Origin of the sequence: Rhodopseudomonas pentothenatexigens (genome assembly GCF_900218015.1) — a bacterium.
GTDB lineage: Bacteria > Pseudomonadota > Alphaproteobacteria > Rhizobiales > Xanthobacteraceae > Rhodopseudomonas > Rhodopseudomonas pentothenatexigens.
On the sequence record NZ_UFQQ01000007.1, the window covers coordinates 81,855 to 106,668 of the forward strand.

At 66.4% G+C, this 24,814-nt stretch carries 22 protein-coding genes; 13 read left to right on the top strand and 9 right to left on the bottom strand.

Annotated elements, in window-relative coordinates; translation table 11 throughout:
- The first annotated feature begins 67 nt into the window (after positions 1-67).
- The 9 genes from DWA33_RS07990 (at position 68) to DWA33_RS08030 (ending at position 10,031) form a co-directional block, all read left to right on the top strand.
- On the top strand, positions 68-1,327 hold the full coding sequence (locus tag DWA33_RS07990; protein ID WP_244601226.1) for an Acg family FMN-binding oxidoreductase: 1,260 nt from the start codon (positions 68-70) through the stop codon (positions 1,325-1,327).
- Positions 1,328-1,427: 100 nt separating this feature from the next.
- Positions 1,428-2,177, top strand: a complete 750-nt coding sequence (locus DWA33_RS07995) for an AzlC family ABC transporter permease (RefSeq protein ID WP_114357706.1) — start codon at positions 1,428-1,430, stop codon at positions 2,175-2,177.
- Positions 2,174-2,491, top strand: coding sequence for an AzlD family protein (locus tag DWA33_RS08000; protein ID WP_114357563.1), 318 nt, complete (start codon positions 2,174-2,176; stop codon positions 2,489-2,491). The genes DWA33_RS07995 and DWA33_RS08000 overlap by 4 nt, the downstream gene beginning before the upstream one ends.
- Positions 2,492-2,675: 184 nt before the next feature.
- Positions 2,676-3,350, top strand: a complete 675-nt coding sequence (locus DWA33_RS08005; protein ID WP_114357707.1) for a TetR/AcrR family transcriptional regulator — start codon at positions 2,676-2,678, stop codon at positions 3,348-3,350.
- A gap of 124 nt (positions 3,351-3,474) precedes the next feature.
- Positions 3,475-4,968, top strand: coding sequence for an FAD-linked oxidase C-terminal domain-containing protein (locus DWA33_RS08010; RefSeq protein ID WP_114357564.1), 1,494 nt, complete (start codon positions 3,475-3,477; stop codon positions 4,966-4,968).
- Between the two features lie 173 nt (positions 4,969-5,141).
- Positions 5,142-6,383 (top strand): FAD-binding protein, encoded by a 1,242-nt coding sequence (locus DWA33_RS08015; protein WP_114357565.1) that lies wholly within the window; start codon positions 5,142-5,144, stop codon positions 6,381-6,383.
- Positions 6,380-7,693, top strand: coding sequence for a glycolate oxidase subunit GlcF (glcF, locus tag DWA33_RS08020; RefSeq protein WP_114357566.1), 1,314 nt, complete (start codon positions 6,380-6,382; stop codon positions 7,691-7,693). The genes DWA33_RS08015 and glcF overlap by 4 nt, the downstream gene beginning before the upstream one ends.
- Positions 7,657-8,682 (top strand): hypothetical protein, encoded by a 1,026-nt coding sequence (locus DWA33_RS08025; RefSeq protein WP_244601227.1) that lies wholly within the window; start codon positions 7,657-7,659, stop codon positions 8,680-8,682. The genes glcF and DWA33_RS08025 overlap by 37 nt, the downstream gene beginning before the upstream one ends.
- A 419-nt stretch (positions 8,683-9,101) precedes the next feature.
- A complete protein-coding gene (locus DWA33_RS08030; protein WP_114357708.1) occupies positions 9,102-10,031 on the top strand; it encodes a TorF family putative porin in 930 nt (309 codons plus the stop codon).
- A gap of 299 nt (positions 10,032-10,330) precedes the next feature.
- On the opposite strand, the gene DWA33_RS08035 is transcribed toward DWA33_RS08030, so the two are convergent.
- The gene (locus tag DWA33_RS08035; protein ID WP_114357568.1) at positions 10,331-12,094 is read right to left on the bottom strand and encodes an ABC transporter ATP-binding protein/permease; all 1,764 of its coding nucleotides are present in this window, start codon (positions 12,092-12,094) and stop codon (positions 10,331-10,333) included.
- Positions 12,095-12,419: 325 nt separating this feature from the next.
- On the opposite strand from DWA33_RS08035, the gene DWA33_RS08040 reads away from it, so the two are divergent.
- Positions 12,420-12,833: an META domain-containing protein gene (locus DWA33_RS08040; RefSeq protein WP_114357569.1), complete on the top strand. Its 414-nt coding sequence runs from the start codon at positions 12,420-12,422 to the stop codon at positions 12,831-12,833.
- Here the strand turns inward: DWA33_RS08040 and DWA33_RS08045 are convergent.
- The 4 genes from DWA33_RS08045 to groES form a co-directional block, all read right to left on the bottom strand.
- The gene (locus tag DWA33_RS08045) at positions 12,830-14,341 is read right to left on the bottom strand and encodes a phytoene desaturase family protein (RefSeq protein ID WP_114357570.1); all 1,512 of its coding nucleotides are present in this window, start codon (positions 14,339-14,341) and stop codon (positions 12,830-12,832) included. The genes DWA33_RS08040 and DWA33_RS08045 overlap by 4 nt on opposite strands.
- A 114-nt stretch (positions 14,342-14,455) precedes the next feature.
- The gene (locus tag DWA33_RS08050; protein WP_114357571.1) at positions 14,456-15,646 is read right to left on the bottom strand and encodes a hypothetical protein; all 1,191 of its coding nucleotides are present in this window, start codon (positions 15,644-15,646) and stop codon (positions 14,456-14,458) included.
- Positions 15,647-15,902: 256 nt separating this feature from the next.
- A complete protein-coding gene (groL, locus tag DWA33_RS08055; RefSeq protein WP_114357572.1) occupies positions 15,903-17,546 on the bottom strand; it encodes a chaperonin GroEL in 1,644 nt (547 codons plus the stop codon).
- 39 nt (positions 17,547-17,585) lie between these two features.
- A complete protein-coding gene (gene groES / locus DWA33_RS08060) occupies positions 17,586-17,882 on the bottom strand; it encodes a co-chaperone GroES (protein WP_013501087.1) in 297 nt (98 codons plus the stop codon).
- Positions 17,883-18,184: 302 nt separating this feature from the next.
- Between groES and DWA33_RS08065 the strand changes: the two genes are divergently transcribed.
- Both DWA33_RS08065 and DWA33_RS08070 read left to right on the top strand, forming a co-directional pair.
- The gene (locus DWA33_RS08065; RefSeq protein WP_114357573.1) at positions 18,185-18,703 is read left to right on the top strand and encodes a hypothetical protein; all 519 of its coding nucleotides are present in this window, start codon (positions 18,185-18,187) and stop codon (positions 18,701-18,703) included.
- A 47-nt stretch (positions 18,704-18,750) separates the two neighbouring features.
- A complete protein-coding gene (locus DWA33_RS08070; RefSeq protein WP_114357574.1) occupies positions 18,751-19,959 on the top strand; it encodes an MFS transporter in 1,209 nt (402 codons plus the stop codon).
- Positions 19,960-19,971: 12 nt separating this feature from the next.
- On the opposite strand, the gene DWA33_RS08075 is transcribed toward DWA33_RS08070, so the two are convergent.
- On the bottom strand, positions 19,972-20,760 hold the full coding sequence (locus DWA33_RS08075; protein ID WP_114357575.1) for a protein phosphatase CheZ: 789 nt from the start codon (positions 20,758-20,760) through the stop codon (positions 19,972-19,974).
- A gap of 295 nt (positions 20,761-21,055) precedes the next feature.
- Here DWA33_RS08075 and DWA33_RS08080 point away from each other — a divergent pair, with 295 nt between their 5' ends.
- Positions 21,056-21,844, top strand: a complete 789-nt coding sequence (locus tag DWA33_RS08080) for a L,D-transpeptidase family protein (RefSeq protein WP_114357576.1) — start codon at positions 21,056-21,058, stop codon at positions 21,842-21,844.
- 78 nt (positions 21,845-21,922) lie between these two features.
- Here DWA33_RS08080 and DWA33_RS08085 read toward each other — a convergent pair whose 3' ends face one another.
- The 3 genes from DWA33_RS08085 to DWA33_RS08095 form a co-directional block, all read right to left on the bottom strand.
- Positions 21,923-22,762 (bottom strand): DUF2076 domain-containing protein, encoded by an 840-nt coding sequence (locus DWA33_RS08085; protein WP_114357577.1) that lies wholly within the window; start codon positions 22,760-22,762, stop codon positions 21,923-21,925.
- Between the two features lie 115 nt (positions 22,763-22,877).
- Positions 22,878-23,771, bottom strand: a complete 894-nt coding sequence (locus tag DWA33_RS08090) for a ChbG/HpnK family deacetylase (protein WP_114357578.1) — start codon at positions 23,769-23,771, stop codon at positions 22,878-22,880.
- Positions 23,768-24,814, bottom strand: a complete 1,047-nt coding sequence (locus DWA33_RS08095) for a glycosyltransferase family 2 protein (RefSeq protein WP_114357579.1) — start codon at positions 24,812-24,814, stop codon at positions 23,768-23,770. Before DWA33_RS08095 ends, DWA33_RS08090 begins: the two co-directional genes overlap by 4 nt.

The following is a 24,814-nucleotide window of genomic DNA, read 5'->3' on the forward strand; positions in this document are numbered from 1 at the left end:
GCCTTGATCATCACGTATGTTCTGAAAACGCGGCCCCTTGGGGCCGCGTTTTTGCTGAGCGGCATGATTGAGCAAAGACAATTCAGCCAGGGATGAACTGTGCTGCTGTTCGGCGTCGAGCGCGTCCGGATCTGATCGGGGCCGAGCCCGCCTCGGCTCGCTGCGCCAAGCGCTTTTGCTCGCACGAGCCCGCCTCGAGTTGTCTCGACGACGCGGATCGGAACATGCGATGAATCGCCGGTCGGTTTTGATGGCTGGAGCTGCCGCGCTGGCGACGAGCGCCAGTGGTGCCGTCCTGTGGGCGAGGCAGGACATCGGCCGCTGGCGCGCCGCGGCCGATGCGATAAGGCAGCCTTTGAACCCGGAGCTCACCGGTCGAGCTGCGATCGCCGAACTGGTCCGTTGCGCCACGCTCGCTGCTAACAGCCACAACACGCAGCCATGGCGGTTCGTCGCCCGGGATGCCGACATCACCATCGCGCCGGATTTTTCCCGGCGTTGTCCGGTGGTTGATCCGGACGACCACCATCTGTTCGCAAGTCTCGGTGCGGCTGCCGAGAACATCGTGCAGGCGGCGCCGGTGTTCGGTCTGTCTGCGACGGTGAGAGCCGTGGGAGAGGACGGCCGGGTGAGGATCGATCTGGTGCCGGGCGCCCCCGAGCCCTCGGAGTTGGCGGCCGCAATCGTCAAGCGGCAATGCTGCCGCGGTTTGTACGACTCGCGGCCGGTCCCGGCGGACGAGCTGCAGAGGCTCGCCTCGGCTGGCCGCGGCGACGGCGTCGACATTCTGTTGCTGACCGAGCCTGCGGCGGTCGACGCGGTTGCGTCCCTGGTCATCGCCGGCAACACCGCCCAATTCGCCGATCCGAGCTTCCTCGCAGAACTCAAACACTGGCTCCGCTTCGGATACGCCGATGCGGTGGCGACTGGCGACGGGCTGTTTGCAGGCGTGTCCGGCAATCCCGCCTTGCCCGCCCCGGTCGGGCGGTTGCTGTTCGACCGCGTCGTCTCGGCGGACTCCGAGAACGCCAAATGCCGGGCCCAGATCGCCAGTTCGGCGGGCCTTGCCGTGTTCGTTTCGGACCACGACGACCGCGGACATTGGCTCGCCGCCGGGCGGGCGTATCAGCGCTTCGCGCTGTGCGCGACCGCGCTCGGTATCAAGCATGCCTTCCTGAATCAGCCCGTCGAGGTGCCGCAGCAGCGACACCGTCTCGCCGAACATCTCGGTCTCGGGTTGCGCCGTCCGGATTTCATCGTGCGCTTCGGCTACGGAGCCGACATGCCCCGGTCGCTGCGGCGCCCGATCGCCGATGTGCTGGTGTAGTTCGGTCGAGCGCGGCGCTGTCGCATAGCCCCATGAGCTGTGATTGCTTGACCTGGCGCTGCGCAGCCATCACGCCATGGTCGGCAACGCGGACCAGACCATGACCACGCATATTCAGAAAGCTCCCGCCTATTGGTCGCGCGACGCGATCTGGCCCGGAATCGTCGCGATCGGCCCGATGCTGCCGGGGACGCTGGCGTTCGGGATGGCGTTCGGCGCGCTCTGCGCGCAGAAGAACTTCACGCTGGCCGAAGTCGAAGTGATGATGGCCACCGTCTATGGCGGACTGTCGCAATTCGTCGCGGTCCAGGCCTGGCCGGATCGGCTGACGCCGTCGACGATCGCGGCGCTGGCGCTGCTCACCACCACCGTCAACATCCGGTTCTTCCTGATGACGGCGTCGATGCGGCCCTGGCTCGGCACGCTGCCGGCGTGGCAGGTCTATCCGCCGCTGCTTTTGGTCACCGATGGCGGCTGGCTGGCGGCGATGCGCTATCGCGAACATGGTGGCGCCAACGCCTGGTTCTACACCGGCGGTGCGGTGGTGCTGTATCTGGTGTGGCTGGTGTCGGCGATCCCGGGATTTCTGCTGGCCGAGCAGCTCGCCGATCCGAAGAAATTCGGCGTCGACATCGCGATGCCGGCGTTCTTCGCAGCGCTGCTGGTGCCGGCCTGGAAGGGAGCACGCCGCGCGATACCTTGGGTCGTATCGGGCGCCGTCGCCTTGATTGTGCACTGGTTGGTGCCCGGATATTGGTTCATCATCGCCGGCGCCCTGTCCGGCGCGATTACCGCCGGGCTGATGGACGAGCCGCCCCCGCACGCAGCGCAGCCGGGGCAGGCGTCATGACCGACATGCTCCGCGGCGATGTGATGATCGCCTTCGCGGTGATGACCGTCGTGACGGTGGCCTCGCGGCTCGGCGGTTATTTCCTGATGCGCTATGTCGAGGTCACGCCGCGGGTGCGCCGGATGTTCGAGGCGCTTCCGGGCTCCATCATCGTGGCGGCGGCGCTGCCGGTCGCGGTCAATGGCGGTCCGATCGTGATGGTCGCACTCGGAGCGGCGATCGCAGTGAGCGTGTTGCGCCGCAACGATTTCCTGGCCGTGATGACTGGTATGCTAGTAGCGGCTTTGGCCCGCGCGGCCGGGTTGCCGGGCTAGTTTCCAGTAATGCTATTCATTTCATCGCCGTAAGGGCTTGCCATCGGTTCTGAATAAGTGTTCACTTTTTTCACTGATTTGGCGAGGGTGTTGCATTGGTTTCTCTCGCTACTCCAGCAGCTTGATGAGCGATTCCAGGCCGGTGAAGCGGCTGCGGAAGCTCGCTTCCGGGAACGACAGCGCAATGGTTTACCGGCGGACCCATCAGGTCGTGAAGCGCTTGGCGGCCCGCCGCAGCGCAATTCTCTCTGCGGCGCGTGAGACCGCCGCGGAGGGCGGCATGGCCGCGGTGCAGATCGCGCCGGTCGCTGCGCGCGCCAAGGTCGCCGCCGGAACCGTGTATCGCTACTTCCCGTCCAAGGCCGACCTGATCTCCGAACTGATCGCCGACGTCTCGCGCGACGAACTCGCTGCGATCCGTCGCGCAGCCGATGCAGCGCCCGGGCCCTCTTCGGCGCTCGCCGCCGCCGTGACCACGGTGGCGGTGCACGTGCTGTCGCACCGCAAGTTGGCCTGGGGAATCCTGGCGGAGCCGGTCGATGTCGACGTGTCGGCGTCCCGGCTCGCCAGTCGTCGTGAAATCGCTGGTGAGATCGAATTGCGGATCGAGGCCGCGGTCCGCGCTGGGCATCTGCCGGCACAGGACACGGCGCTGGCCGCGACTGCGCTGCTCGGCGCCGTCCACGAATCCCTGGTCGGACCGCTTGCGCCCGACAATCTCGACGACCCGGCGAAGCTGCGTGATGCGGTGCAAACGGTGACGCTGCTGGCGCTGCGCGCGGTCGGCGTGATGGACGCCCGCGCCCGCGGCTTGGTGGTGCAGGCGGTGGTGCCGCCGCGTAGTCTGGTCGGAGCGTGATCAGTTCCCGTTTGCCCTCGGCAAACGCTGTGGTTATGACAACTCACGTGTCCTGATCCGACCGTTCCCGCTCGCCGGAGACGCGACCAGCTCGAGCGCAGCAGTCCGCGCAGGAGTATCTCGCATGACCATTCTGATGCCGGAGCCGGATCAGTCCGTGCTGGCGCGCCGCGACGAAATCATCGCGGCCTTGCGCAAGATCGTGCCGGGCGAGGGGGTGATCTCCAGCGCCGCCGAGATGAAGCCCTACGAGTCCGACGGGCTGATGGCGTATCGCCAGCCGCCGATGGTGGTGGTGCTGCCGAGTACGACCAGACAGGTCTCCGAGGTGCTGCGCTATTGCCACCAGAACGGCATCAAGGTGGTGCCGCGCGGCTCCGGCACGTCGCTGTCCGGTGGCGCTCTGCCGCTCGCCGACGGCGTGCTGCTGGGCCTCGGCAAGTTCAAGCGGATCCGCGAGATCGACTTCGACAACCGCGCCGTGGTGGTCGAGCCCGGCGCGACCAACTTGGCGATCAGCCAGGCCGTGGACCATGCCGGCTTCTACTACGCGCCCGATCCGTCGTCGCAGATCGCCTGTTCGATCGGCGGCAACATCGCCGAGAATTCCGGCGGCGTGCACTGCCTGAAATACGGCATGACCACCAATAACGTGCTCGGCTGCGAGATCGTGCTGATGACCGGGGAGATCCTGCGGATCGGCGGCAAGGCGGCGGAATGCGCCGGCTACGATCTGATGGGCGTGATCACCGGCTCCGAAGGTCTGCTCGGCGTCATCACCGAGGTCACCGTGCGGATCCTGCGCAAACCCGAGACCGCGCGGGCGCTGATGATCGGGTTCCAGAGCGTCGAGGCCGCCGGCCAGTGCGTTGCCGACGTGATCAGCGCCGGCATCATTCCGGGCGGCATGGAGATGATGGACCGGCCCGCGATCCACGCCGCCGAGGCCTTCGTCCATGCGGGCTATCCGCTCGACGTCGAGGCGCTGCTGATCATCGAACTCGACGGACCGCAGGTCGAGGTCGACGAGCTGATCGGCCGGGTCGAGGCGATCGCGCTCGGCTGCGGCTCGACCACCTGCCAGATCTCCACCAGCGAGCAGCAGCGGCTGCTGTTCTGGTCCGGCCGCAAGGCGGCGTTCCCGGCGGTGGGCCGGATCTCCCCGGACTATCTGTGCATGGACGGCACCATCCCGCGCGCCCAGCTGCCGCTCGTGCTGCGGCGGATGAACGAGATGTCGGAGAAATACGGCCTGCGCGTCGCCAACGTGTTCCACGCCGGCGACGGCAATCTGCATCCGCTGATCCTGTACGACGCCAACAAGCCGGGCGAGCAGGACGCCGCCGAAGCCTTCGGCGCCGACATCCTCAAGCTGTGCGTCGAGGTCGGCGGCGTGCTCACCGGCGAACACGGCGTCGGGATCGAAAAACGCGACCTGATGCCGGAGATGTTCTCGGACATCGACCTCAACCAGCAGCAGCGGCTGAAATGCGCGTTCGACTCCGAGGGACTGCTCAATCCCGGCAAAGTGTTTCCGACGCTGCACCGCTGCGCCGAGCTCGGCCGGATGCATGTGCACAAGGGGCAGTTGCCGTTCCCGGACATTCCGCGGTTCTGACCGAGCAGTGTAATCGCCGATGCACGAAGTAGAGCCTTTCACCGTCATTGCGAGCGAAGCGAAGCAATCCAGGGCTCGGCGCACGGCGCTCCTGGATTGCTTCGTCGGCTTCGCCTCCTCACATTGACGCGGGGGAGGGGCAATGCCTCGCATTCTGAAGGACGAAATTTGCCGTGGACACGCTGAAAGTACGCGACGCGCAGGAGGTCGAGGACGCGGTGCGCGCCGCGATCGCCAATGAGCAGCCGATCGAGATCGTCGGCCATGGCAGCAAACGCACCATTGGTCAGCCGATGGCGACCAATGCGGTGCTGGAGCTGTCGGCGCTCAACGCCGTCACGGCTTACGAGCCTAACGAACTGATCATCACCGTGCAGGCCGGCGCGCCGATGTCGGACGTGCTGTCGCTGGTCGATTCCAAGAACCAGCATTTCGCGTTCGAGCCGATGGACAGCGCGGCGCTGCTCGGCACCGCGCCGGGGGCGGGCACGGTGGCCGGGATGATCGCTGCTGGTCTTGCCGGGCCGCGGCGGATCAAGGCCGGCGGGGCGCGCGATCATCTGCTCGGCGCCCATGCGGTGTCGGGCTTCGGCGAGAGCTTCAAGGCCGGCGGCAAGGTGGTGAAGAACGTCACCGGCTACGATCTGTGTAAGCTGCTCGCCGGCTCCTGGGGCACGTTGGCGGTGATGACCGAGGTGACGCTGAAGGTGACGCCGCGGCCGGAGAGCGAGCGGACGCTGGTGCTGCGCGGGCTCGGCGACGTCGCCGCCAACAAGGCGATGACCGCGGCGCTGGGCTCGCCCTACGACATCACCGGCGCCGCGCATCTGCCGGGCTCGGCACTGCGCACCACCGCCGGCGCACTGGCCGACATCGCCCAACCCGATCAGGCCCTGACGCTGCTGCGGCTCGAGGGCATCACCTCGTCGGCCAGCCACCGCGCCCAGTCGCTCCGTGCGGCGCTGAAGAGTTTCGGCGACGCCGAACTGATCGAGGACGACGCCTCCGCGGCGCTGTGGCGCGCGGTGCGCGATGTCGAACCGTTTGCGGCCTCCGGCCCGCGGGCGCTGTGGCCGGTGTGGCGGATCGTCTGCCCGCCGGCGTCCGGCGGCGCGTTCGGCGAGCAACTCGCCCGCGAGAGCGGCGGCGAAGTGATCTACGACTGGGGCGGCGGCCTGATCTGGGCGGCGCTGCCGCCGGCGGCCGATGGCCACGCCAAAGCGCTGCGCCAGCGCGTCGAGAAGATCGCCGGTCATGCCACCCTGATCCGCGGCAACGACGCGGTACGGGCGACGATCGACGTGTTCCATCCGCAGCCGGCCGGCCTCGCCGCGCTCGGCGACCGCGTCAAGCGCAGCTTCGATCCCACCAACATTCTCAATCGCGGCCGGATGTCGCGAGGATCCGCGACATGAAGACCGAATTCAGCCCGACCCAGCTTGCCGATCCAGACATTGCCGAGGCCGACAAGATCCTGCGCGCCTGCGTGCATTGCGGCTTCTGCACCGCGACCTGTCCGACCTACGTGCTGCTCGGTGACGAGCTCGACAGTCCGCGCGGCCGCATCTACTTGATCAAGGAGATGCTGCAGAGCGACAAGCCGCCGACCGCCGACGTCGTCAAACACATCGATCGCTGCCTGTCGTGCCTCGCCTGCATGACCACCTGCCCTTCGGGCGTGAACTACATGCATCTGATCGATCAGGCCCGCGTCCGGATCGAGCAGCAGTACAAGCGGCCGTTCTGGGACCGCGTCGTGCGCGAGGCGCTGTCGTGGATGATGCCGCATCCGGGCATGTTCCGGCTCGGGATGTGGGCGGCGCGGATCGTGCGGCCGGTCGCGGCGCTGTTGCCCGGTTCTCACGATCTGACTCATCCGACGGTGCTGAGCCGGGTCAAGGCGATGCTGTCGCTGGCGCCGAAGCATCTGCCGGAACCGGGTCCGGATTCCGGCACGACGTTTCCGGCGGTCGGCCCCAAGCGCGGACGGGTGGCGCTGCTGCACGGCTGCGCCCAGCAGGTGCTGGCGCCGCGGATCAATCGCGCTGCGATCAATCTGCTGACGCGCCACGGCATCGAGGTGGTGCTCGCGGCCGACGAGGCTTGCTGCGGTGCCCTGATCCATCACCTCGGCCGCGATACCCGCACGCTCGAATACGCCCGCACCAACATCAAGGCGTGGCTGGCCGAGATCGAGCGCGGCGGTCTCGACGCCATCCTGGTGACCACGTCCGGCTGCGGCACGGTGATCAAGGACTACGGCTACCTGCTGCGAGAAGATCCGGAGTATGCGGCGGCGGCCGCAAAGGTTTCGGCGCTCGCCAAGGACATCAGCGAATATGTCGGCGGTCTTGAACTGTCGTCGCCGCGTGCGCGCGACGATGTCGTGGTCGCTTATCACTCCGCCTGCTCGTTGCAGCACGGCCAGAAAATCACGCAGATCCCCAAAGAATTGCTTTCCAAGACTGGATTCGTGGTGAAAGATATTCCGGAGGGTCATTTGTGTTGTGGTTCGGCGGGCACGTACAACATTCTCCAGCCTGACATCGCGACCAGATTGCGCGACCGCAAGGTCGCCAACATCGCTTCCGTCAAGCCGGACATGATTGCCGCGGGCAATATCGGCTGCATGGTGCAGATCGCCAGCGGAACGGAAGTCCCTGTGGTGCACACGATTGAACTTCTCGATTGGGCGACGGGCGGGCCCCGTCCTGCTCCGCACTGATTGGAGCTTGGTACGCTCGTCGCTGCGCGCGTGATCGCTGGCCGAACGGCGATCCGCACAACAGGAGGACGACGATGGCGAAAGGCAAGAAGTCCAAGAGCAAGGACAAGGCCGACAAGAAGGCCGAAAAGTCCAAGGCCAAGAAGAAGTCCAAGCTGCTGTTGGCGGGGAAGAAGGGCAAATCCGCCGACAAGGCATCGGTCAAGAAGGACAAGTCGAAGCCGAAGGCCAAATCGAAAGCCAAGCCGGCCCCCAAGTCCAAGTCCGCGTCCAAATCCAAAGCCGCCGGCAAAGCTGCCAAAAAGGCCGTGAAGAAGGCTGCAGCCAAACCCGGCAAGAAGGCAGCGAAGCCGGCAGCCAAGCTGGCAGCTAAGGCACCCAAGTCGGCAGCCAGGCCCTCGGCTAAGTCACCAGCCAAGCCGGCCGCAAAGAGCGCCGCCAAGTCGGCGACAGGCAAGCCGGCCAAGGTCAACACACCGAAGGCGCCGGCCGCAAAGGGCCCTGCTGCCAAGAAGAAGGCAGCCAAGGCACCGGTCGCCAAGACGTCAGCGAAGGCGCCCGCAAAGCCGGCCAGAACCAAGCCGGCTCCCCGCAAAGCGCCGAAGCCGATCGAAGCTGCGCCCACCCCGGTAGAAGAGCAGGCTGCGCCGCCACCGCCCGCTGCCCCGAAGAAGCCTCGCAAGCCGCGCGCCAAGAAACCGGCACCCGTTGTCCTTGAGCCGGACGAGACCGAGCGCGAGACAACGTCGGAGCCGGTCGCCGAAGCGGCGCCGGAGACCGATGACACCGTGCCGGCCGAGCCGTTTCCGTCCGACGGGACCACATCGGCCGCAGACAACGAGCCGGTGGAATCGTCCGTAGAGACCGATTCGATCGAGACGTCGGATGAGTCCGCGCGGCATTCCACCGCGCCGGCCGGAGAGGAGGAGGCTCCCGATCAGGAGTTCGATCACGCCGACCCTGCCAAGCCGGCGCCCGACCCGATGTAACTTCCGGTGGTAATCTGATCCTGTCCTGGAAGGCCGCGGTTCTGGACCGCGGCCTTTGTCGTCGTGGTCATCGAGCACAGCAGGAGAGGCGCGTCGGCGCTGCAGCGATCCGGCCCGCGGCGCGCCGCTGCGATTCGACCCCGCCGGTGTACTTGTTACTTAGCCAAAAGTGTTGCTCTAACCACCATGTTTGGTGGATTTGGCCTGGGAGTCATTCGCAAAGTAGTGATCTTCCTGCAACACTCCCCAACAACGAATGGTTGAGTGAGCGGGATTGCACAAAAAGTCGGCATCTGCATGTGTTTTTTGCTTCACGGTTTTCGTGTGGCGCCGCAGATTGCTGTCACATTTGGTTTGTGCAGGTCGATGTCGCGTCCTTGAACTTCGGTCCGGCTGACTTGGAAACGATGGGGATCAAAATGAAGAAGACACTCTTGTCGGTCGCGGCAGTGCTCGCAGTCGGCGCCGGCTCGGCCCAGGCGGCCGATCTGCCCGCCAAGGTCTACACCAAGGCTCCGCCGGTCGTGGTGTTCAATCCGTGGGACGTGGCGTTCGGTACCTCGGTTTCGAGCGACTACGTGTTCCGTGGCATCACCCAGTCGAACCACCAGCCGTCGGTGAGCGGTTACATCGAGCCGCGCTACAACATCAATCCGGATCTGCAGCTCTATGCCGGTGTGTCGGCCTCGAGCATTTCGTTCGCCAACCGCGCCGCGGCTGAGATCGACGGTTACGTCGGTATCCGTCCGACCTTCGGTCCGGCCGCGTTCGACTTCGGCTTCTGGTACTACGGCTATCCGGGCGGCCAGTGCATCGATACCGTTCAGGGCGGCGGCAACCTGTGCCCGCTCGGCTCGAGCGCGATCGCCAACGGCAACGTGATGAAGAAGGACGTGTCGTTCTACGAAGTCTACGGCAAGGTGAGCTACACCTTCAACGACGTGTTCACCGCTGGCGCCAGCGTGAACTACTCGCCGGACTTCCTCCGCTTCGGCACCTCGGGCACCTACGCCGCGGTGAACGCGAAGATCACCATGCCGGGCACCTTCTTCGGCACCAGCGGCATCGGCTCCTACATCTCGGGTGAATACGGCCATCAGTGGCTCGGCACCACCGACGCGTTCTACGCGTTCACCGCTCTGCCGGACTACAACACCTGGAACGTCGGCGTGGGCTTCACCTACAAGGTGTTCACCCTCGATCTGCGTTACACCGACAGCGACCTGTCGAAGGCCGGATGCCAGGCGATCACGTCCGACTTCACTTCGAACGGCGTGACCTCGGGCTGGTGCGGCGCCCGTTTCATCGCCAAGCTGTCGGCTGACGTGACGCTGGGCGCGCTGAAGTAAGACATTCCTTCCTTTGGGGGGCTGAGGGCGGCAGAGCGATCTGCCGCCCTTGTTTTTTGCTCGCGACGTTGTTGGTTCTCCGCGAGCTTGAAAGCGCTTGTGGTTGCAGCAAGCCTGCAGGCCGATCAGACGGATCGGCATCCCACCTTTCGGTAGATCGGTTGCATCGTCGATACGTCGGCGCCGATCAGCAGGACCCACTGGCTTTGACCGCTCAGCGCCGGCTGGTCTGGTGTCGTCCGATCGCGGCGGCGTGCGCTGCTGCCGCTGTCGGAAGCTGAGCCGAAACGCGACGTCGCTCAGCCTCCCGCCAGACCGACTTCCGGAGCGGCTGCCCTGACTCGATCCTGCAAGGCGAAGCCGTTGTCCGAGGGAGTCAGCATCGCGCCGCGCTGGTGGAAGGCTTCCAGCGTCGAGCGGTGGCCAATCGAGACAATTGTGGTGTCGGGCAGTTTGCGGTCGAGCAGTTTGTACAGCATCGCTTCCGACGGCTCGTCCAGCGACGCGGTTGCTTCGTCGAGGAACAAGTATTGCGGCGCGTGCAGCAGCGCGCGGGCGATGCCGAGCCGCTGCTGCTCGCCGAGCGACAGCGTCCGATTCCAATGGCCGTGCTGATCCAGCTGCTCGGCCAGCGCCGGCAGTCCGACGTCGCGGAGCGCCTCGGCCACCTGCTCGTCGCTGAACGCATCGGCCTCGGCCGGATACACGATCGCGGCGCGCAGTTCGCCGACCGGGAAGTACGGTCGTTGCGGCAGCATCATCAGCGTCGCTTCTGCCGGGATCGCAATCGAGCCGGAGCCGAACGGCCAGATTCCCGCGATCGCGCGGAACAGCGTCGACTTGCCGGCACCTGATGGACCGACGATCAGCGTGTGTTCGTTGTCACTGAATCTGAAGCCATCGGCGCTGATCAGCGGCGATCCGCTCGGTCGTGTCAGATTCAGATCCTTGAATCCGATCCCGCCGGCCGCCGGTGAATGTACCCGCGCCACGCCCGGGTTGTCGCGGGAGGCTGTGGCGTTCTCGACGGATCGCTCGAAGCCATCGAGCCGCTCCACCACCGATTGCCACTCCGCGAGGGTGCGATAAGCGCTGATGAAGAACGAAAGCGAGTCCTGCACGCTGTTGAAGGCGGAAGCGGTTTGCATCATGCCGCCGAGCTGGATCTTCTGCGCGAAATACGCCGGCGCTACCAGGATGTAGGGAAAGATGATCGACGCTTGCGAATAGCTGGCGGTGAATGCGGTCAACCGCTTGGTGCGGACCATGATCCGCATGAAGTTCTCGGCGACGCGGCCGAACCGCTCCGACAGCTCGCCGCGCTCGGCCGGCTCGCCGCGCAGCAGCGCGATCTGCTCGGCATTCTCACGGGCCCGCACCAAGTTGAAGCGGAAATCGGCCTCGTAGCGCTGCTGCCGGAAATTCAGGTCGACCAACGGCCAGCCGATCCAATGGGTGAGAGCGGTGCCGATCACGGCGTAGATCAGCGCGCCCCAGACCAGATAGCCCGGGATTGCGATATCCTGGCCGAACAGATGCAACGGTGCCTGGTTCGACAGCCCCCATAGGATCACCACGAACGACGCCAGCGTCACCACCGCGTTGAGCAGCCCGATGCTCAGCGCCAGCGTGCGCTCGACGAACAACTGCGTGTCCTCGGCGATCCGCTGGTCGGGGTTGTCGGCGGCGTCGCCGGTGAGCTGCATCTGGTAGTGGTTGGCGTCGTGCAGCCAGCCGCCGAGATAGCGCTCGGTCATCCATTGGCGCCACCGGATCTGCAGCCACTGATTGAGATAGAGCTGATAGACCTTGAGCGCGATCCAGATCGCCGCCAGCACGCAGAAGTAGACGATCTGGAAAGTGAAGACGTCGCCGTTCCGCTCCTGCAGCGCGTTGTAGAAGTCGTTATTCCAGCGGTTGAACAGAACAGTGAGGCCGACCACGGCGAGTTCGATGACGACCACCGCTGCGAGCAGTCCGCGGCCCATCCATTTGTCTTCGGCATTGAAATACGGCACGGCGATCCGCCAGGCGGTCGCCAAGGTGGTTCGAATAGCTTTCACAGGGAAGGGTCTCCGGGTGGGAGGCTCCGCCGGGCGGAGGCCTGGGACGGAAGTTGCAGGTTCATTCACCCGCTGTCTCGTGTCGCGCCCTCTTGTCGCACCCTAGCACGGTGTGGTGGCCGGCGGACTGCGGCGGACCGAGTTCGCGTGTTTGTGAGCGAGCGATGTGGGTCACGACCGGCGCACGGCCGTCTGGCCAAGGCGGGGTCGTTCGCCCTATAGCGGGAGAGCTGGTGGTGCAATCGCCGGGCCCTGTCCGCTCGCGCCTCCACCTGCCAGCGGCGCTCGGGTACAAGCCCGCGATCCGAAACACGACCGAGGTCAAATGCGATCCATCTATCTGCTGCAAGCAGCCGCGCTCGCCGCGGCGATCCTGTCCGGCGCAACCACCGCTTCGCTGGCGCAGTCCGACCAGGAGTTTCCGTTCGGCCTCGAAGTGACGCTGGATGCGCCGCCGAAGCCGGGCTCCAAGCGAATCCCCAATCTCGAGATCGGCGACAAGGGCGGCGTGCGGCTGGAGCTGTGGTGCAAAGGCGGTACCGGGCAATTCTCGGTCGCTGGTAACACCGTGATCTTCGTGCCCGGAGCAATCGAGGATCGCAACTGTCCGGCGGATCGCGCCCAGGCCGACGACGCCCTGGTGGCGGCGCTCGCGGCGGTGACGACGTGGAGCCGGCAGGGTGACATCGTCAGCTTCGCCGGTCCGCAGCCGCTGCGGTTCCGGCTCAATACGAACTAACCCTGCGGCTGATCCTGCAGGATCAGCTCGGCGCATCCCTCGGCGGCCTGCACCACGCCGCTGTAGCCGCCGATGCCGGCATAGGCCGAGGCGAGATACAGGCCGGGCAGTGTGGTGCGTGGTGCGCGATAGGGCGCGTCGGAGCTCGGCAGCAATGGCGCGAAGCCGTAGACCGCGCCTTGCGGCGCGCCGAGGTATTGCTGTACCGAATAGGCGGTGTTGAACGCCGCCGCCGTCACCGCACCGGCGAGACCGGGATAGCTGCGGTCGAGATGCGCGAGCAGCGCCTGCTGCCAGCGCTCGCGCTTGGCCCGGTAGGCGTCCTGATCGAGACCGTCCCAGTTCGACACCCGATCCGGACCGACCACCGACAGCACGTAAGGCGGCGACGGCACGCCGGAATCGATCGCGGTGTAGTCGGCGATCGCCAGCGGCGGCATCCGCGCGCCGGGCTCGTCCGCCATCAGGGTCTTCGCCTCGGCATAGGACGCCAGCGTCGTCATCCAGTCCGGCAGCAATTGCGTGGCGTAGCTGCTGACGCCGAATTCGCGCGGCGGCCGGGACAGGCCGAGCGTCAGCGCGAACAGCGATAGCGACGGGGCGCGAGCGGCGTAGCTGTCGCTGAGCAGCTTTGCCTGGTCGGCGGGCAGCAGGCTCGCCAGCGTCGCCGGCGCGGCATTGCCGATCACGGTGGCGGCTTCGACGGTCTGCGGATCGCCGCCGTCGCGGGCGACGTGGGTGACCTGATGCGACCCGCCGTGACCCGCCATCACCACACCGGAGACGACGCGGCGCAGCAGCACCTCGCCGCCGGCCTTGCGCACCGCGCGGGCCAGCGCGCTCGACAGCCGCTGCGAGCCGCCCTGGATGAAGCGCGCGCCACTGAGCAGGAAGCTGCCCTGCACCATCGCGAACGGCACCCACCACAGCGCCGCGATATCGTCGTGAACGTAGGACAAATTGCCGGCGACCGCGCACTTCACCGCTTCGTCGTCGCCGAACAGCGCCTGCAGCCTGTCGTCGAGCGAAGCGTGCCAATCGGGATATTCCGGTGCCAGTGCCAGCACCGCGTCGAGCCCGCCGGTGCCGAGCGCGCCGGCGAGCCGTTCGAGGTCGCCGAGCCATCGCGCGATCCCGGCGCTGGCCTGCGGAAAGCGCCGGTTCAGCGCGTCGCGCGCGGCAGCGAATTCGTCCGGCAGGGTGAACGGAGCGCCGACCGGGCCGCCGCGCATCTCATACAATGCGCCGGCCGGAATCCATTGCACCGCGTCGAGCACCCCGGCGCGACTGAGGGCGCGGTGCTTGGGATCGCGCCGATGCTGCGGATTGCCGGTGACGTGCAGCGAGCCTTCGACGAACAGTTCGCCGGCCTTGTAGCTCGATGCCGCGCCGCCGACCGAGTTGCCGCGTTCGATCACCAGCACCTTGCGGCCTTCGCGGGCCAGGATCGCGCCCGCAGTCAGGCCGCCGAGCCCGGCGCCGATCACCACCGCATCAAAGCGCGTCATTCAGCCAATCATCCCTGCCGTGAAAAGGAAGCGCTTCATTGCCGCATCGCAGCGGCATGTCAAATCGCGGTTCCATGATCCGGTTCGGGCGGATACCGCGCCGGGGCGGTCCGGCTATTGCCAGGTCGCGCTTTCCGAATCCCAGCGCTGGCCTTTGAGTTCCTTGGCCAGGGCCGCGACCGCGCCGCCGTCGCTGCGCGGCTCGGCTTCCTCCTCGCCGGAGGCGTCGTCGTTCAGGCCGAGCCGGGGCGGGGCGTTCTCGTCGACCGTGGTGTCGCTGGGATTGCCGAGCCACAGCATCAGTCTGTCGCTGCCGCCCGGTCTGTCGGCGCTGACCAGCGCCTCGACGCTGATGACTTCGGTGAGCTGCAGTGCCGGGAAGGTCTCGCTCGGCCGCTTGAACGTCATCTTCAGCTTGCCGGTCACCTCGTCCCAGCTCGCTGTGGCCAGCTTGGCTTCCAGCGTCTGCGCCAGCGTGCCGGTCACGGTGGCGGCGATCTTGGCACGATCGAGCTTGCCGCCGTCGCGCCAGCCGGCGGCCGGAAACAGGATGGCACGATCCATATCGACGAGGCCGTTGGTCCAGCCCGCCGCGGTGACGCCGGGGAACGCCTTGGCCTTGGCGATCACCGAAGCGGCGCGCTCCGGATCGACGCTGAGGTTGATCACCAGCTTGCCGGCGCGCAGCGCGTCGCAGCCGATGCCGAGGCTGGACAGCGACACTTCGACATTCTCGGTCTTCAGCGTCTTCAGAAAATCGGACGCCGCCTCGAGCGCGACCCGGACGCCGACCGCTTCCGGCGACACCGCGGTGAAGTCCTTCGGTGCCTGCGCGATGCTGTCGTCGACCGCTTGGGTCTCCTCGAATTCCTTTTCGCTCAGGTCGGAATTGTCGGTCGAGTTGATCTCGTAGGTCGCGGTGCCGATGCCGACCACGCCCTTGAAATCGAAGGTCTCGCCGTTCGGCTTCTGCTGCAGATTGACCGACACCGGGGTCTTGCCGCCGAGCGTCTGGCTGGTGCCGGTCAGCGTCTGGCCGTCGGCGGTGAGGTTGACGACGAAGCGGTCCTTGCGGTCGGAATCCTTGGACGGCGAGAAGCAGACGTCGAGCACGGCCGAGGTCGCCGTCTTGCCCTGCCGGGTCTGCTTCAGGATCACGTCGGCGCCGTCGATGAAACCGTCGAGGGTGGCGAAGTAGCGCGTCTCGGTGGCGGGCGGCGCCGATTTGGTCGCCGCCTTGGATTGGGCGAGGGCGAGATCGGTCGCCGGCAGCAGCGCCAGCAGGCTGAACAGAAACGCGCGCATCGGAAGTTCCTCGCAGGGCACGGCAGCTTTCGCAGCCTTGTCGATTCGAATTGAATCCGAACCAAGGCCCTGACTAGCAAATCGCGGAGCCCGCGCCAAAAAAACCAGCGCTAGTATACCGACAGCCGTCATCCTCGCGAAGGCGGGGATGACGGCGGCGGTGGAGCGAGCGCCTCAACCGCAATCCATCTGCAAACGCAACAAGGCCGCCCGGAGGCGGCCTTGCGTGATCGATGTCGGTGCGACGAGCGCGGGCTCAGAAGCCCATGCCGCCCATTCCGCCCATGCCGCCGCCGGCCGGCATCGCCGGCGCGTCGGCCTTCGGCAGTTCGGCGACCATCGCTTCGGTGGTGACCAGCAGCGAGGCGACCGACGAGGCGTCCTGCAGCGCGGTGCGCACGACCTTGGCCGGATCGACGATGCCCTTGGCGAGCATGTCGACATATTCCTCGGTCTGCGCGTCGAAGCCGAAGGTCTCGGTCTTGTTCTCGAGGATCTTGCCGACCACGATCGAGCCCTCGACACCGGCGTTCTCGGCGATCTGGCGGATCGGAGCTTCCAGCGCCTTCAGCACGATGTTGATGCCGGCCTGCACGTCGGCATTGTCGTTGCTGATGCGGCCGACCGCCTTCTTGGCGCGCAGCAGGGCGACGCCGCCGCCCGGCACGATGCCTTCCTGCACCGCGGCGCGGGTCGCGTTCAGCGCGTCCTCGACGCGGTCCTTCTTCTCCTTGACCTCGACCTCGGTCGCGCCGCCGACGCGGATCACCGCGACGCCGCCCGCGAGCTTGGCCAGGCGCTCCTGCAGCTTCTCACGGTCGTAGTCCGAGGAGGTCTCCTCGATCTGCGCCTTGATCTGCGACACGCGGGCTTCGATCTCCGGCTTCTTGCCTGCGCCGTTGACGATGGTGGTGTTCTCCTTGTCGATCACCACCTTCTTGGCGCGGCCGAGCATCTTCAGGTTGACGCCCTCGAGCTTGATGCCGAGCTCTTCGGAGATCAGCTGACCGCCGGTCAGGATCGCGATGTCTTCGAGCATCGCCTTGCGGCGGTCGCCGAAGCCCGGCGCCTTCACGGCCGCGACCTTGAGGCCGCCGCGCAGCCGGTTGACCACCAGCGTCGCCAGCGCTTCGCCTTCGACGTCCTCGGCGATGATCAGCAGCGGCTTGCCCGACTGCACCACCGATTCGAGCACCGGCAGCATCGCCTGCAGGCCCGACAGCTTCTTTTCGTGCAACAGGATGTAGGCGTCGTCGAGTTCCGCCGTCATCTTCTCGGCGTTGGTCACGAAGTAGGGCGACAGGTAGCCGCGGTCGAACTTCATGCCTTCGACGATGTCGACTTCGGTCTCGAGCGACTTGTTCTCTTCGACCGTGATGACGCCCTCGTTGCCGACCTTCTGCATCGCCTGGGCGATCATCTTGCCGATCGGCGCGTCGCCGTTGGCCGAAATGGTGCCGACCTGCGCGATCTCGGCCGAGGAGGCGACCGGCCTGGCGCGCTTCTGGATGTCCTTGACCACGGCCGCGACCGCGATCTCGATGCCGCGCTTCAGGTCCATCGGGTTCATGCCGGCCGCAACGGCCTTGGCGCCTTCACGGACAATCGCCTGGGCCAGCACGGTGGCGGTGGTGGTGCCGTCGCCGGCGAGATCGTTGGTCTTCGAGGCCACTTCGCGCACCATCTGGGCGCCCATGTTCTCGAACTTGTCCTCGAGCTCGACTTCCTTGGCGACGGTGACGCCGTCCTTGGTGATGCGCGGGGCACCGAAGCTCTTCTCGATCAGCACGTTCCGGCCCTTCGGACCGAGCGTGACCTTCACGGCGTTGGCGAGCACGTCCACGCCACGCAGCATGCGGTCGCGGGCCTCACCGGAAAACTTGACGTCCTTGGCTGCCATTCATTCGCTCCTGATGTCTCGATGCTGTCGCGATGCGGCTCAGCCGACCACGCCCATGATGTCCGACTCCTTCATGATCAGGAGTTCCTCGCCGTCCAGCTTGATCTCGGTGCCCGACCACTTGCCGAACAGCACGCGGTCGCCGACCTTGACGTCGATCGGGGTCAGCTTGCCGGTCTCGTCGCGGCCGCCCGGGCCGACGGCGACCACTTGACCTTCCTGCGGCTTCTCCTTGGCGGAGTCCGGGATGATGATGCCGCCCTTGGTCTTGGTTTCGGCGTCGATGCGCTTCACCACCACGCGGTCATGGAGTGGACGAAAATTGAGCTTAGCCATGGGCTGTCCTGTGCTGTTACTGAGGGACCTCGGCATGCAAGTGCCGGTTCGTGATCCGCGGCCCGGGTTGCGTGTCCGCGTGTTGGCAGTCTTACTGCGAGAGTGCTAATTGAGTGCCCGGGAATATGGCCTGATGCTGTTCCTGTCAAGTTGAGGGCTTAAGGGCTTAGTGATCTGGCTGTAAGATGCTCCGGCCGCCAGACCGGGGCACCGGCATCATCGTTGTGACCGCATTGCCTGACGGCGTGATTTGCGGTTGTCTGGCGCAAGGGGCAGACGGGGCGTTCGCTCGGGGAGAAATCATGGTCAATTCACGCAACGCACGCGCGTCGCTCAATCTGGGGATGGCGTCGCTGATGGCGCTGGGTCTCGGCGCGTGCGGCAGCATGGGAGGCGGCTTCAGCCTCGGCGGTTCGCAACCGGCCCAGGTGCAGGAGCCGGCGCCGCCGCCGGATCTGCCGGCCACCATCCGCTCCGAAGAGATCGTCGGTCGCTGGGGGCTGGCGTCGTATCTCAATCCGTCGGATCGCGCCCGCACCGAGAAGGCCGCGCAGGCGCAGTGCAAGAATCCCTACGTGATCGGTGCCGGCTCGACCGGCGGCGTCATCATGCATCTGGCCGACCAGGCCACCCCGCAGGAACTGCGCCTGAAGGGATCGCCGAGCGGCAAGAACTATATCGGCCCCGCCGGCCCGATCACCGAACAGGATCGCGAGATCATTTCGTTCGACGGGCGGGTGATGGTCACGCGCTTTGTCGACAAGGACGCCGCCACCCGCTACGGCAACATGGTCTACGTCCGCTGCGCCCCGCGCGCCTGAGTTTGCGGTCACCAACAAGATCGGGTCGAACCTGACGCCATGACGACATGACCGCGCTGCGGAGACTGGCGCTCGGACCGGAACGCGCGGTCGGAGTTCTCGCAGTCACCCAGATCCTGTGCTGGGGAATGCTGATCTACCCGCCGGTGCTGACCATGCCGTACCTCGCAGAGGCACACGGCTGGTCGCTGGCGTTCGGGATGTCCGGCTTTTCGCTGGCGCTGGTGATCTCCGGCATTCTGTCGCCGACCATCGGCGGGCTGATCGACCGCCACGGCGGAAACGTCGTGATGGCGCCCGGTGCGCTGGTCGGCGCGATCGGCATGGTGCTGCTCGCGAGCACCGACCAGCGGTCGCTGTATTTCCTCGGCTGGGCGCTGCTCGGCGTCGCCATGGCTTCGAATCTTTACGATCCGGCCTTCGCGACGTTGGCGCGGTTGTTCGGAGCCACCGCGCGGCGACAGATCACCTTCGTCACCTTTGCAGGCGGCTTCGCCTCGACGGTGGGATGGCCGGCGACGCATCTGCTGCTCGAAACGGTGGGCTGGCGCGGCACCTATCTGGTGTTCGCCGCGGTTCTCGCCTGCGTGGTTGCGCCGCTGCATGGTCTGGCCCTGCCGCGCAAGGCCGCGCCGGTGATCCCTGCGCCCAGCTCTACTCCGCATCCGAGGCCGGCCGAGCCGCTGCGTCCGGAAGGACGCCCGTTCGTGCTGATCGCTGCGGCGTTTGCGATCTACGCCTTGATGCTGTCCGGGGTGACGTCGAATCTGCTGGCGATGTTCCAGCGCGGCGGCATCGACCCCGGCACCGTGGTGACGCTCGGCGCGCTGTTCGGCCCGGCACAGGTCGCAGCGAGGTTTGCGGATTTCCTGCTCGCCGGCCGCACTCATCCGTTGTGGATCGCGCGCGGCGCGGTGGCGCTGATGGCGTGCTCGTTTGCGATGCTGGCGTTCGCCGGCCCGTCGATCCTGGTCGCCGGCGTGTTCTGCGTGGCGTTCGGTGCCGCCAATGGCGTGATGACGATCGCGCGCGGCAGTCTGCCGCTGCTGATGTTCGGACCCCAGGGCTATGGCCGTGTGATCGGCCGGATCGCGCGCCCGGCGCTGTTCGTGCAGGCGTCGGCGCCGTTCGTGGTCGCGGCTGCGGTCGAGCGGTTCTCCGACGCCACGGTGGTCGAGGCGGGGATGGTCTGCGCCGTGGCGACGCTCGGCTGCTTCCTGGCGCTGCGGCCGCCACGCACCGTCGAGCGGAGCTGAGGCGGCCGGCGATCAGTTGAACATCGCGTCGATGTCGTCCTGCGAGGCGTGACCGTCGTCGCCGAGGGCGCGCGGACCGTTGAGCAGCCTGTCGTCGCCTTCGCGGGTGTCGACCACGGGCGGAGCATGGGCCTTGATCTCGTCGACGCCGCCCCAGATCTCCATCATCGCCACGATGTGATGCTCGATGAACTTCATCGTGTTCATCACCTTGCTGATGCGCTGGCCGGTGAGATCCTGGAAGTTGCAAGCCTCGAAGATCGAGATCACCCGCTCCTGGATTTCCTCGCTCAGCGCCTGCTGCTGATCGGCGGAGTTCACCTTGCCGAGCGCGGTGGCGGCCTGATCGATCGCTTCGGCGGCTTCGAGAATCTGCTGGGTGGCTTCTTCGGTGCCGCCGACCACGGCGCCGAGTTCGCCGTTGACCTTGGCCATCTCCTCGCCGCTGAAGCTCTTGGAGTGCAGCACCGCGATCTCGCGCTTGGTCTGGTCGATCGCGTTGTGGATCAGGTCAAGTTCGACCTTCAGCTTTTCGCACTGCTCGACCTGGGCCTTGTAGCTCGCCAGCAGCGCCTTGGCTTCGGCGGCCTCCGCGGCCAGCGAGGCGTCGATCTCCTGCTTGCTGCCGGACTCGCCGACGGCCACAGGATGCACGCCGTTGACGATCTGGGCGCGGATCGCACGCAATTCGGCCATCAGGTCACGGTTGGTCGGACCAGCTTCGAATTCGATCGGTGCGAGCATCGGCGCTGCTCCAAGCGTCAGTTCTTCAATGCGGAAACGCTTACGTGGAAGTGACATCGGCTGATCCCGTGAGTTGGTACCTCGCTCTCCTACAGCGATCTCTTTAACGACGCGTTGAGCACCGGAACCGCGTTCGCCTCAACTAACAGCCATTCGAACACGGCGCGTTAACCATGAGGCCGTGCCGTTCATTGAAAATAAACGCTGAGAACAGGAATAGCGGCGCGACCGCGACGTGGTGAATCGAAACGGCGTCCGCGTTTACCAAACCGATCCGGTTTTGGTTTCTGATCCGTTGCGTTCACCGCCGCATCTTCGGCGCATCCACGACGAAACAGTGCAGAGTACGTCGATGTTCAACAAAACCACCCTCGCATTGCTGACCAGCGTGTCCTGCCTCGCCGCTGGCTATCATCCCGCTATCGCTGACGATTTCTCGTCCGAACCGGAGCCCGCAGTGATCTACGCGACGCAGCGTCAGGTCGCACCGGCGCCGGTGCGCATCGCCCACGCCGACCGATCGAACCTGGGCGGCGGCTTCATCGAATTCCTGTTCGGCGACGCGCCGCCGCCGCCGTCCTCGCGGTATTATCAACGCGAGCCGGCCTATGAACAGCGCCCGGAGTACATCGCGCCGACCGCCCCGCAACTGATGCAGGAGCAGGAGGCGGCGATCGAGCCGGCCCGTCCGGCGTTCGATCCGCGTTTCGAAAAGCAACTGGTTGATTACCATGGCGGCGAAAAAGCCGGCACGATCGTGATCGATACCCCGAACAAGTTCCTCTACCTGGTGCAGAGCGACGGCAAGGCGCTGCGCTACGGCGTCGGCGTCGGTCGTCCCGGTTTCACCTGGTCGGGCGTGAAGACGATTACCGCCAAGCGCGAATGGCCGGCCTGGACGCCGCCGAAGGAGATGCTGGCGCGCCGTCCGGACCTGCCGCGGCACATGGAGGGCGGTCCGCAAAACCCGCTAGGCGCGCGGGCGATGTATCTCGGCTCGTCGCTGTACCGCATCCATGGTTCGAACGAGCCGTGGACGATCGGCACCAACGTCTCGTCCGGCTGCATCCGGATGCGCAACGAAGACGTCATCGACCTGTACGGCCGGGTCGGCGTCGGCACCAAGGTGGTGGTGATCTGATCGGGCGTGATGCAGCCGCCGAACGATGACGGCCGCCCGGGTGGGCGGCCGTTGCACGTCGATCGGTGACGGCGGGTCTCAGGCGAAGTCGCTGTCGCCGTCGAAGTCGTCCGAGTCCATGTCCATGTCGTCGCGGTCGTAGCCGGCGTCGGCGACCTGATCGTGGTCGTTCTGATCCATCATGCCGTAGCGCGAATTGTCGTCGCCGCCGCCGCGTTGCGAGCCGATGTCGCCGAGGCCGGCTTGCTGAGCGAGATTGCCGCCGGACGAGTCACCGCCGCCCCACGGGCTTTGGGTGCCGCCGCCCAGGCCGTTCTGGTCGGCCACGCTCTGTTGCGAGCCGCCGCCCATCATGCCGCGGATACTGGAAAGCAGCAGTGAGCCGCCGACCACGCCGGCAGCGGCGGCCGCCGCGGTGCCGAGAAACGAACCGCCACCGCCTCCACCGCCGAACGGCGATGCACCCTGCCCGCCGAACGGTCCACCATATTGGCCCTGCGGCTGGCCGTAAGACGGTTGCGCCGGCTGGCTGTAGGGCGGTGCGGCGGATTGCTGACCGATCACCTGCCCGGTGTTCCAGGCCGGCCGGCTGCCGGTGCCGGGCGGCGGCACGTTCGGCACCGAGCCGCGCTGCGGCTGGCCCTGGCCGAAGATCGCATCCCGCATCGAGTCGAGGAAGCCGCCGCGCTCCTGCGCGGGCTGCATGTCGTCGGCTTCCAATTCCTGGATTCGCTCGTGCGCTCGTTTCAGCGCTTCGTCCTGCACCAGCACCGTCTGGACCAGCCCGTAGATCGCATTCGGCGCAATCCGCAGTCCCTGCGAGATGGCGGCGGCAGCTTCGGGATCGCGAGGAGTGGCTTCGAGGCGGGCGAGCCGTTCGAACAGATCGTCGACAAGCTGGCGTTCCTGCGGTGTCATGATGATCTCCCTGAGCGTCGCTCGATTCCGCGCCGCAGCGTTCGCCGGCGGCGATCACGGGCGAGGTATCGGCAGATTTAGGGAACCTTTGGGCGGCAGTAAGTCCGCCCCCGGATTAAATTTCGGTATGCGACGAGATCGCAGGGCCGGCGGTCCGGGGAGCCGCGGCGACCAGGGTGACGTTGCGCGCCGCGAGCAGCTCCGGGAAGCGCTCGCTGCCGAGATACGCGTATTCCCGTTCGCGCTGATCGGTGAACGGATCGAGGCTGATCAGCGTCTCGTCGACCTCACCGGGATGACACATCACCAGGCCGCCGTCTGGCAGGCCGTCGAGGAAGGAGTCCATCAACGCTTCGAAGTCGGTTTCGCGCAGGAAATCATAGGCGCCGGCGAAGCCGGAATTGAAGGCGACGCCGGCTCGGGCGGCGCGGCTGCGAAACGGTGCGCTGAGCGCATCGAGCAGCAGCGGCTTGGGATCGCCGAGGCGACGCGCCAGCGGCACGCTGCGCCCGCATTGCCGCACCCAGGCGTTCGGCGCCAGCGCCTTGACCACGCCGAGGAACGCGTCGCGGACCTGCGGAAACAACTGCACGTGCTGGTGTCCGTCGAGGTAGTCGGGCGTGCGGCCGAACCGTTCGACGAAGGCTTCGATCTGCGCGCTCAGTTCGGTGGCGATGACATGGCGGTCGTGACGGCGCAGCAGGGTGCCGCGCAGCTTGCGCCCGAGCGGCAGAAACTGTCCGCCGTGCACAGGATGATAGTGCATCGTCAGCGGGGCGAACGGCGCCGTCAGCGTCGCGTGCAGACCGATCGCGGCGTTCGGATTGGCGGCGGCCGCGTTCAGCAGCGCGGCGGCGTCGTCGCGGCCGATCGCGGGGCCGACCATCATCACCGACGTGGCGTTGATGCGGCCGCGCCCGATCAGGTCGCAGATCGCGCGGTTGACCCCTGGGCTGATGCCGTAATCGTCGGCGACCAGCCAGATCCGACGCTGGCCCGAGTCGCTCATTCGGCGGCGGACCGCTTCGCCGGATCGGCGCCGGCATCGAGCTCGGCCCGCTTCACCGTATGTTCGGCGACGAAATAGATCGGCCGCGCTTTCATCTCGGACAGGATCTTGCCGATATATTCGCCGACGATGCCGATCATCAGCAACTGCACGCCACCAATCGTCATCATCCCGACGATGATCGATGGATAGCCGGGCACTGATTTGCCGCCGATCCAGGTCTCCCACAGGATCGACAGGCCGAACAGGAACGCGCTGATCGCCAGCACGACACCGAGCAGGCTGGCGATCCGCAGCGGTGCCACCGAGAACGAGGTCAGGCCCTCGATCGACAGTCCGATCAGCCGTGCGGTGGAGAATGTGCTGAAGCCGTGCGCGCGCGGCTCCGGCTCGTAGTCGACCCGCTTCTGGCGGAAGCCGATCCAGCTCGCCAGGCCCTTGAAGAACCGGTTGCGTTCGGGCAGTTGCCGCAGCGCCTGGGCGGCGCGCGGCGACAGCAGGCGGAAGTCGCCGGCGTCTTCCGGGATCTTCTGCCGCGCGCCCCAATTGATCAGCGCGTAAAAGCCGCGCACCGCGGTCCGGCGTAGCGCCGGCTCGTTGTCGCGATGCGCCTTGGCGGTGTAGACGACGTCGAATCCGTCGTCGATCCAATGCGCCACCAGCGTCTCGACCAGTTCGGGTGCGTGCTGGCCGTCACCGTCCATGAACAGCACGGCGCCGCGGCTGGCGTGGTCGAGCCCCGCCATCAGCGCAGCTTCCTTGCCGAAATTGCGCGACAGCGACACCACCTGAACGTCAAGCATGGTGGCCGGCAAATTGCGGGCGATGCTGAGCGTGGTATCGGCACTGCCGTCGTCCACATACACCACCTCGCAGGCGAGGCCGTAGCGCTGCCGCAGCGTGGCGGCGAGCGTGATCAGCCGGCCGTGCAGCGCCTGCAGCCCCCCCGCCTCATTGTAGGCCGGCACCACGATGGACAGCCCGAGCGCGGCGGCTGAACCCGCTTCGGTGGACAATCCCGAGACGTCACTCCCCAGCGTCAT

Bases quoted from the DNA above. Each gene is read 5' to 3' on its own strand.
- DWA33_RS07995 (WP_114357706.1), top strand. From the start codon at position 1,428: ATGACCACGCATATTCAGAAAGCTCCCGCCTATTGGTCGCGCGACGCG.
- DWA33_RS08000 (WP_114357563.1), top strand. From the start codon at position 2,174: ATGACCGACATGCTCCGCGGCGATGTGATGATCGCCTTCGCGGTGATG.
- DWA33_RS08005 (WP_114357707.1), top strand. From the start codon at position 2,676: ATGGTTTACCGGCGGACCCATCAGGTCGTGAAGCGCTTGGCGGCCCGC.
- DWA33_RS08010 (WP_114357564.1), top strand. From the start codon at position 3,475: ATGACCATTCTGATGCCGGAGCCGGATCAGTCCGTGCTGGCGCGCCGC.
- glcF (WP_114357566.1), top strand. From the start codon at position 6,380: ATGAAGACCGAATTCAGCCCGACCCAGCTTGCCGATCCAGACATTGCC.
- DWA33_RS08030 (WP_114357708.1), top strand. From the start codon at position 9,102: ATGAAGAAGACACTCTTGTCGGTCGCGGCAGTGCTCGCAGTCGGCGCC.
- DWA33_RS08040 (WP_114357569.1), top strand. From the start codon at position 12,420: ATGCGATCCATCTATCTGCTGCAAGCAGCCGCGCTCGCCGCGGCGATC.
- DWA33_RS08045 (WP_114357570.1), bottom strand. From the start codon at position 14,341: ATGACGCGCTTTGATGCGGTGGTGATCGGCGCCGGGCTCGGCGGCCTG.
- DWA33_RS08050 (WP_114357571.1), bottom strand. From the start codon at position 15,646: ATGCGCGCGTTTCTGTTCAGCCTGCTGGCGCTGCTGCCGGCGACCGAT.
- groL (WP_114357572.1), bottom strand. From the start codon at position 17,546: ATGGCAGCCAAGGACGTCAAGTTTTCCGGTGAGGCCCGCGACCGCATG.
- groES (WP_013501087.1), bottom strand. From the start codon at position 17,882: ATGGCTAAGCTCAATTTTCGTCCACTCCATGACCGCGTGGTGGTGAAG.
- DWA33_RS08065 (WP_114357573.1), top strand. From the start codon at position 18,185: ATGGTCAATTCACGCAACGCACGCGCGTCGCTCAATCTGGGGATGGCG.
- DWA33_RS08070 (WP_114357574.1), top strand. From the start codon at position 18,751: ATGACCGCGCTGCGGAGACTGGCGCTCGGACCGGAACGCGCGGTCGGA.
- DWA33_RS08075 (WP_114357575.1), bottom strand. From the start codon at position 20,760: ATGTCACTTCCACGTAAGCGTTTCCGCATTGAAGAACTGACGCTTGGA.
- DWA33_RS08080 (WP_114357576.1), top strand. From the start codon at position 21,056: ATGTTCAACAAAACCACCCTCGCATTGCTGACCAGCGTGTCCTGCCTC.
- DWA33_RS08085 (WP_114357577.1), bottom strand. From the start codon at position 22,762: ATGACACCGCAGGAACGCCAGCTTGTCGACGATCTGTTCGAACGGCTC.
- DWA33_RS08090 (WP_114357578.1), bottom strand. From the start codon at position 23,771: ATGAGCGACTCGGGCCAGCGTCGGATCTGGCTGGTCGCCGACGATTAC.
- DWA33_RS08095 (WP_114357579.1), bottom strand. From the start codon at position 24,814: ATGACGCTGGGGAGTGACGTCTCGGGATTGTCCACCGAAGCGGGTTCA.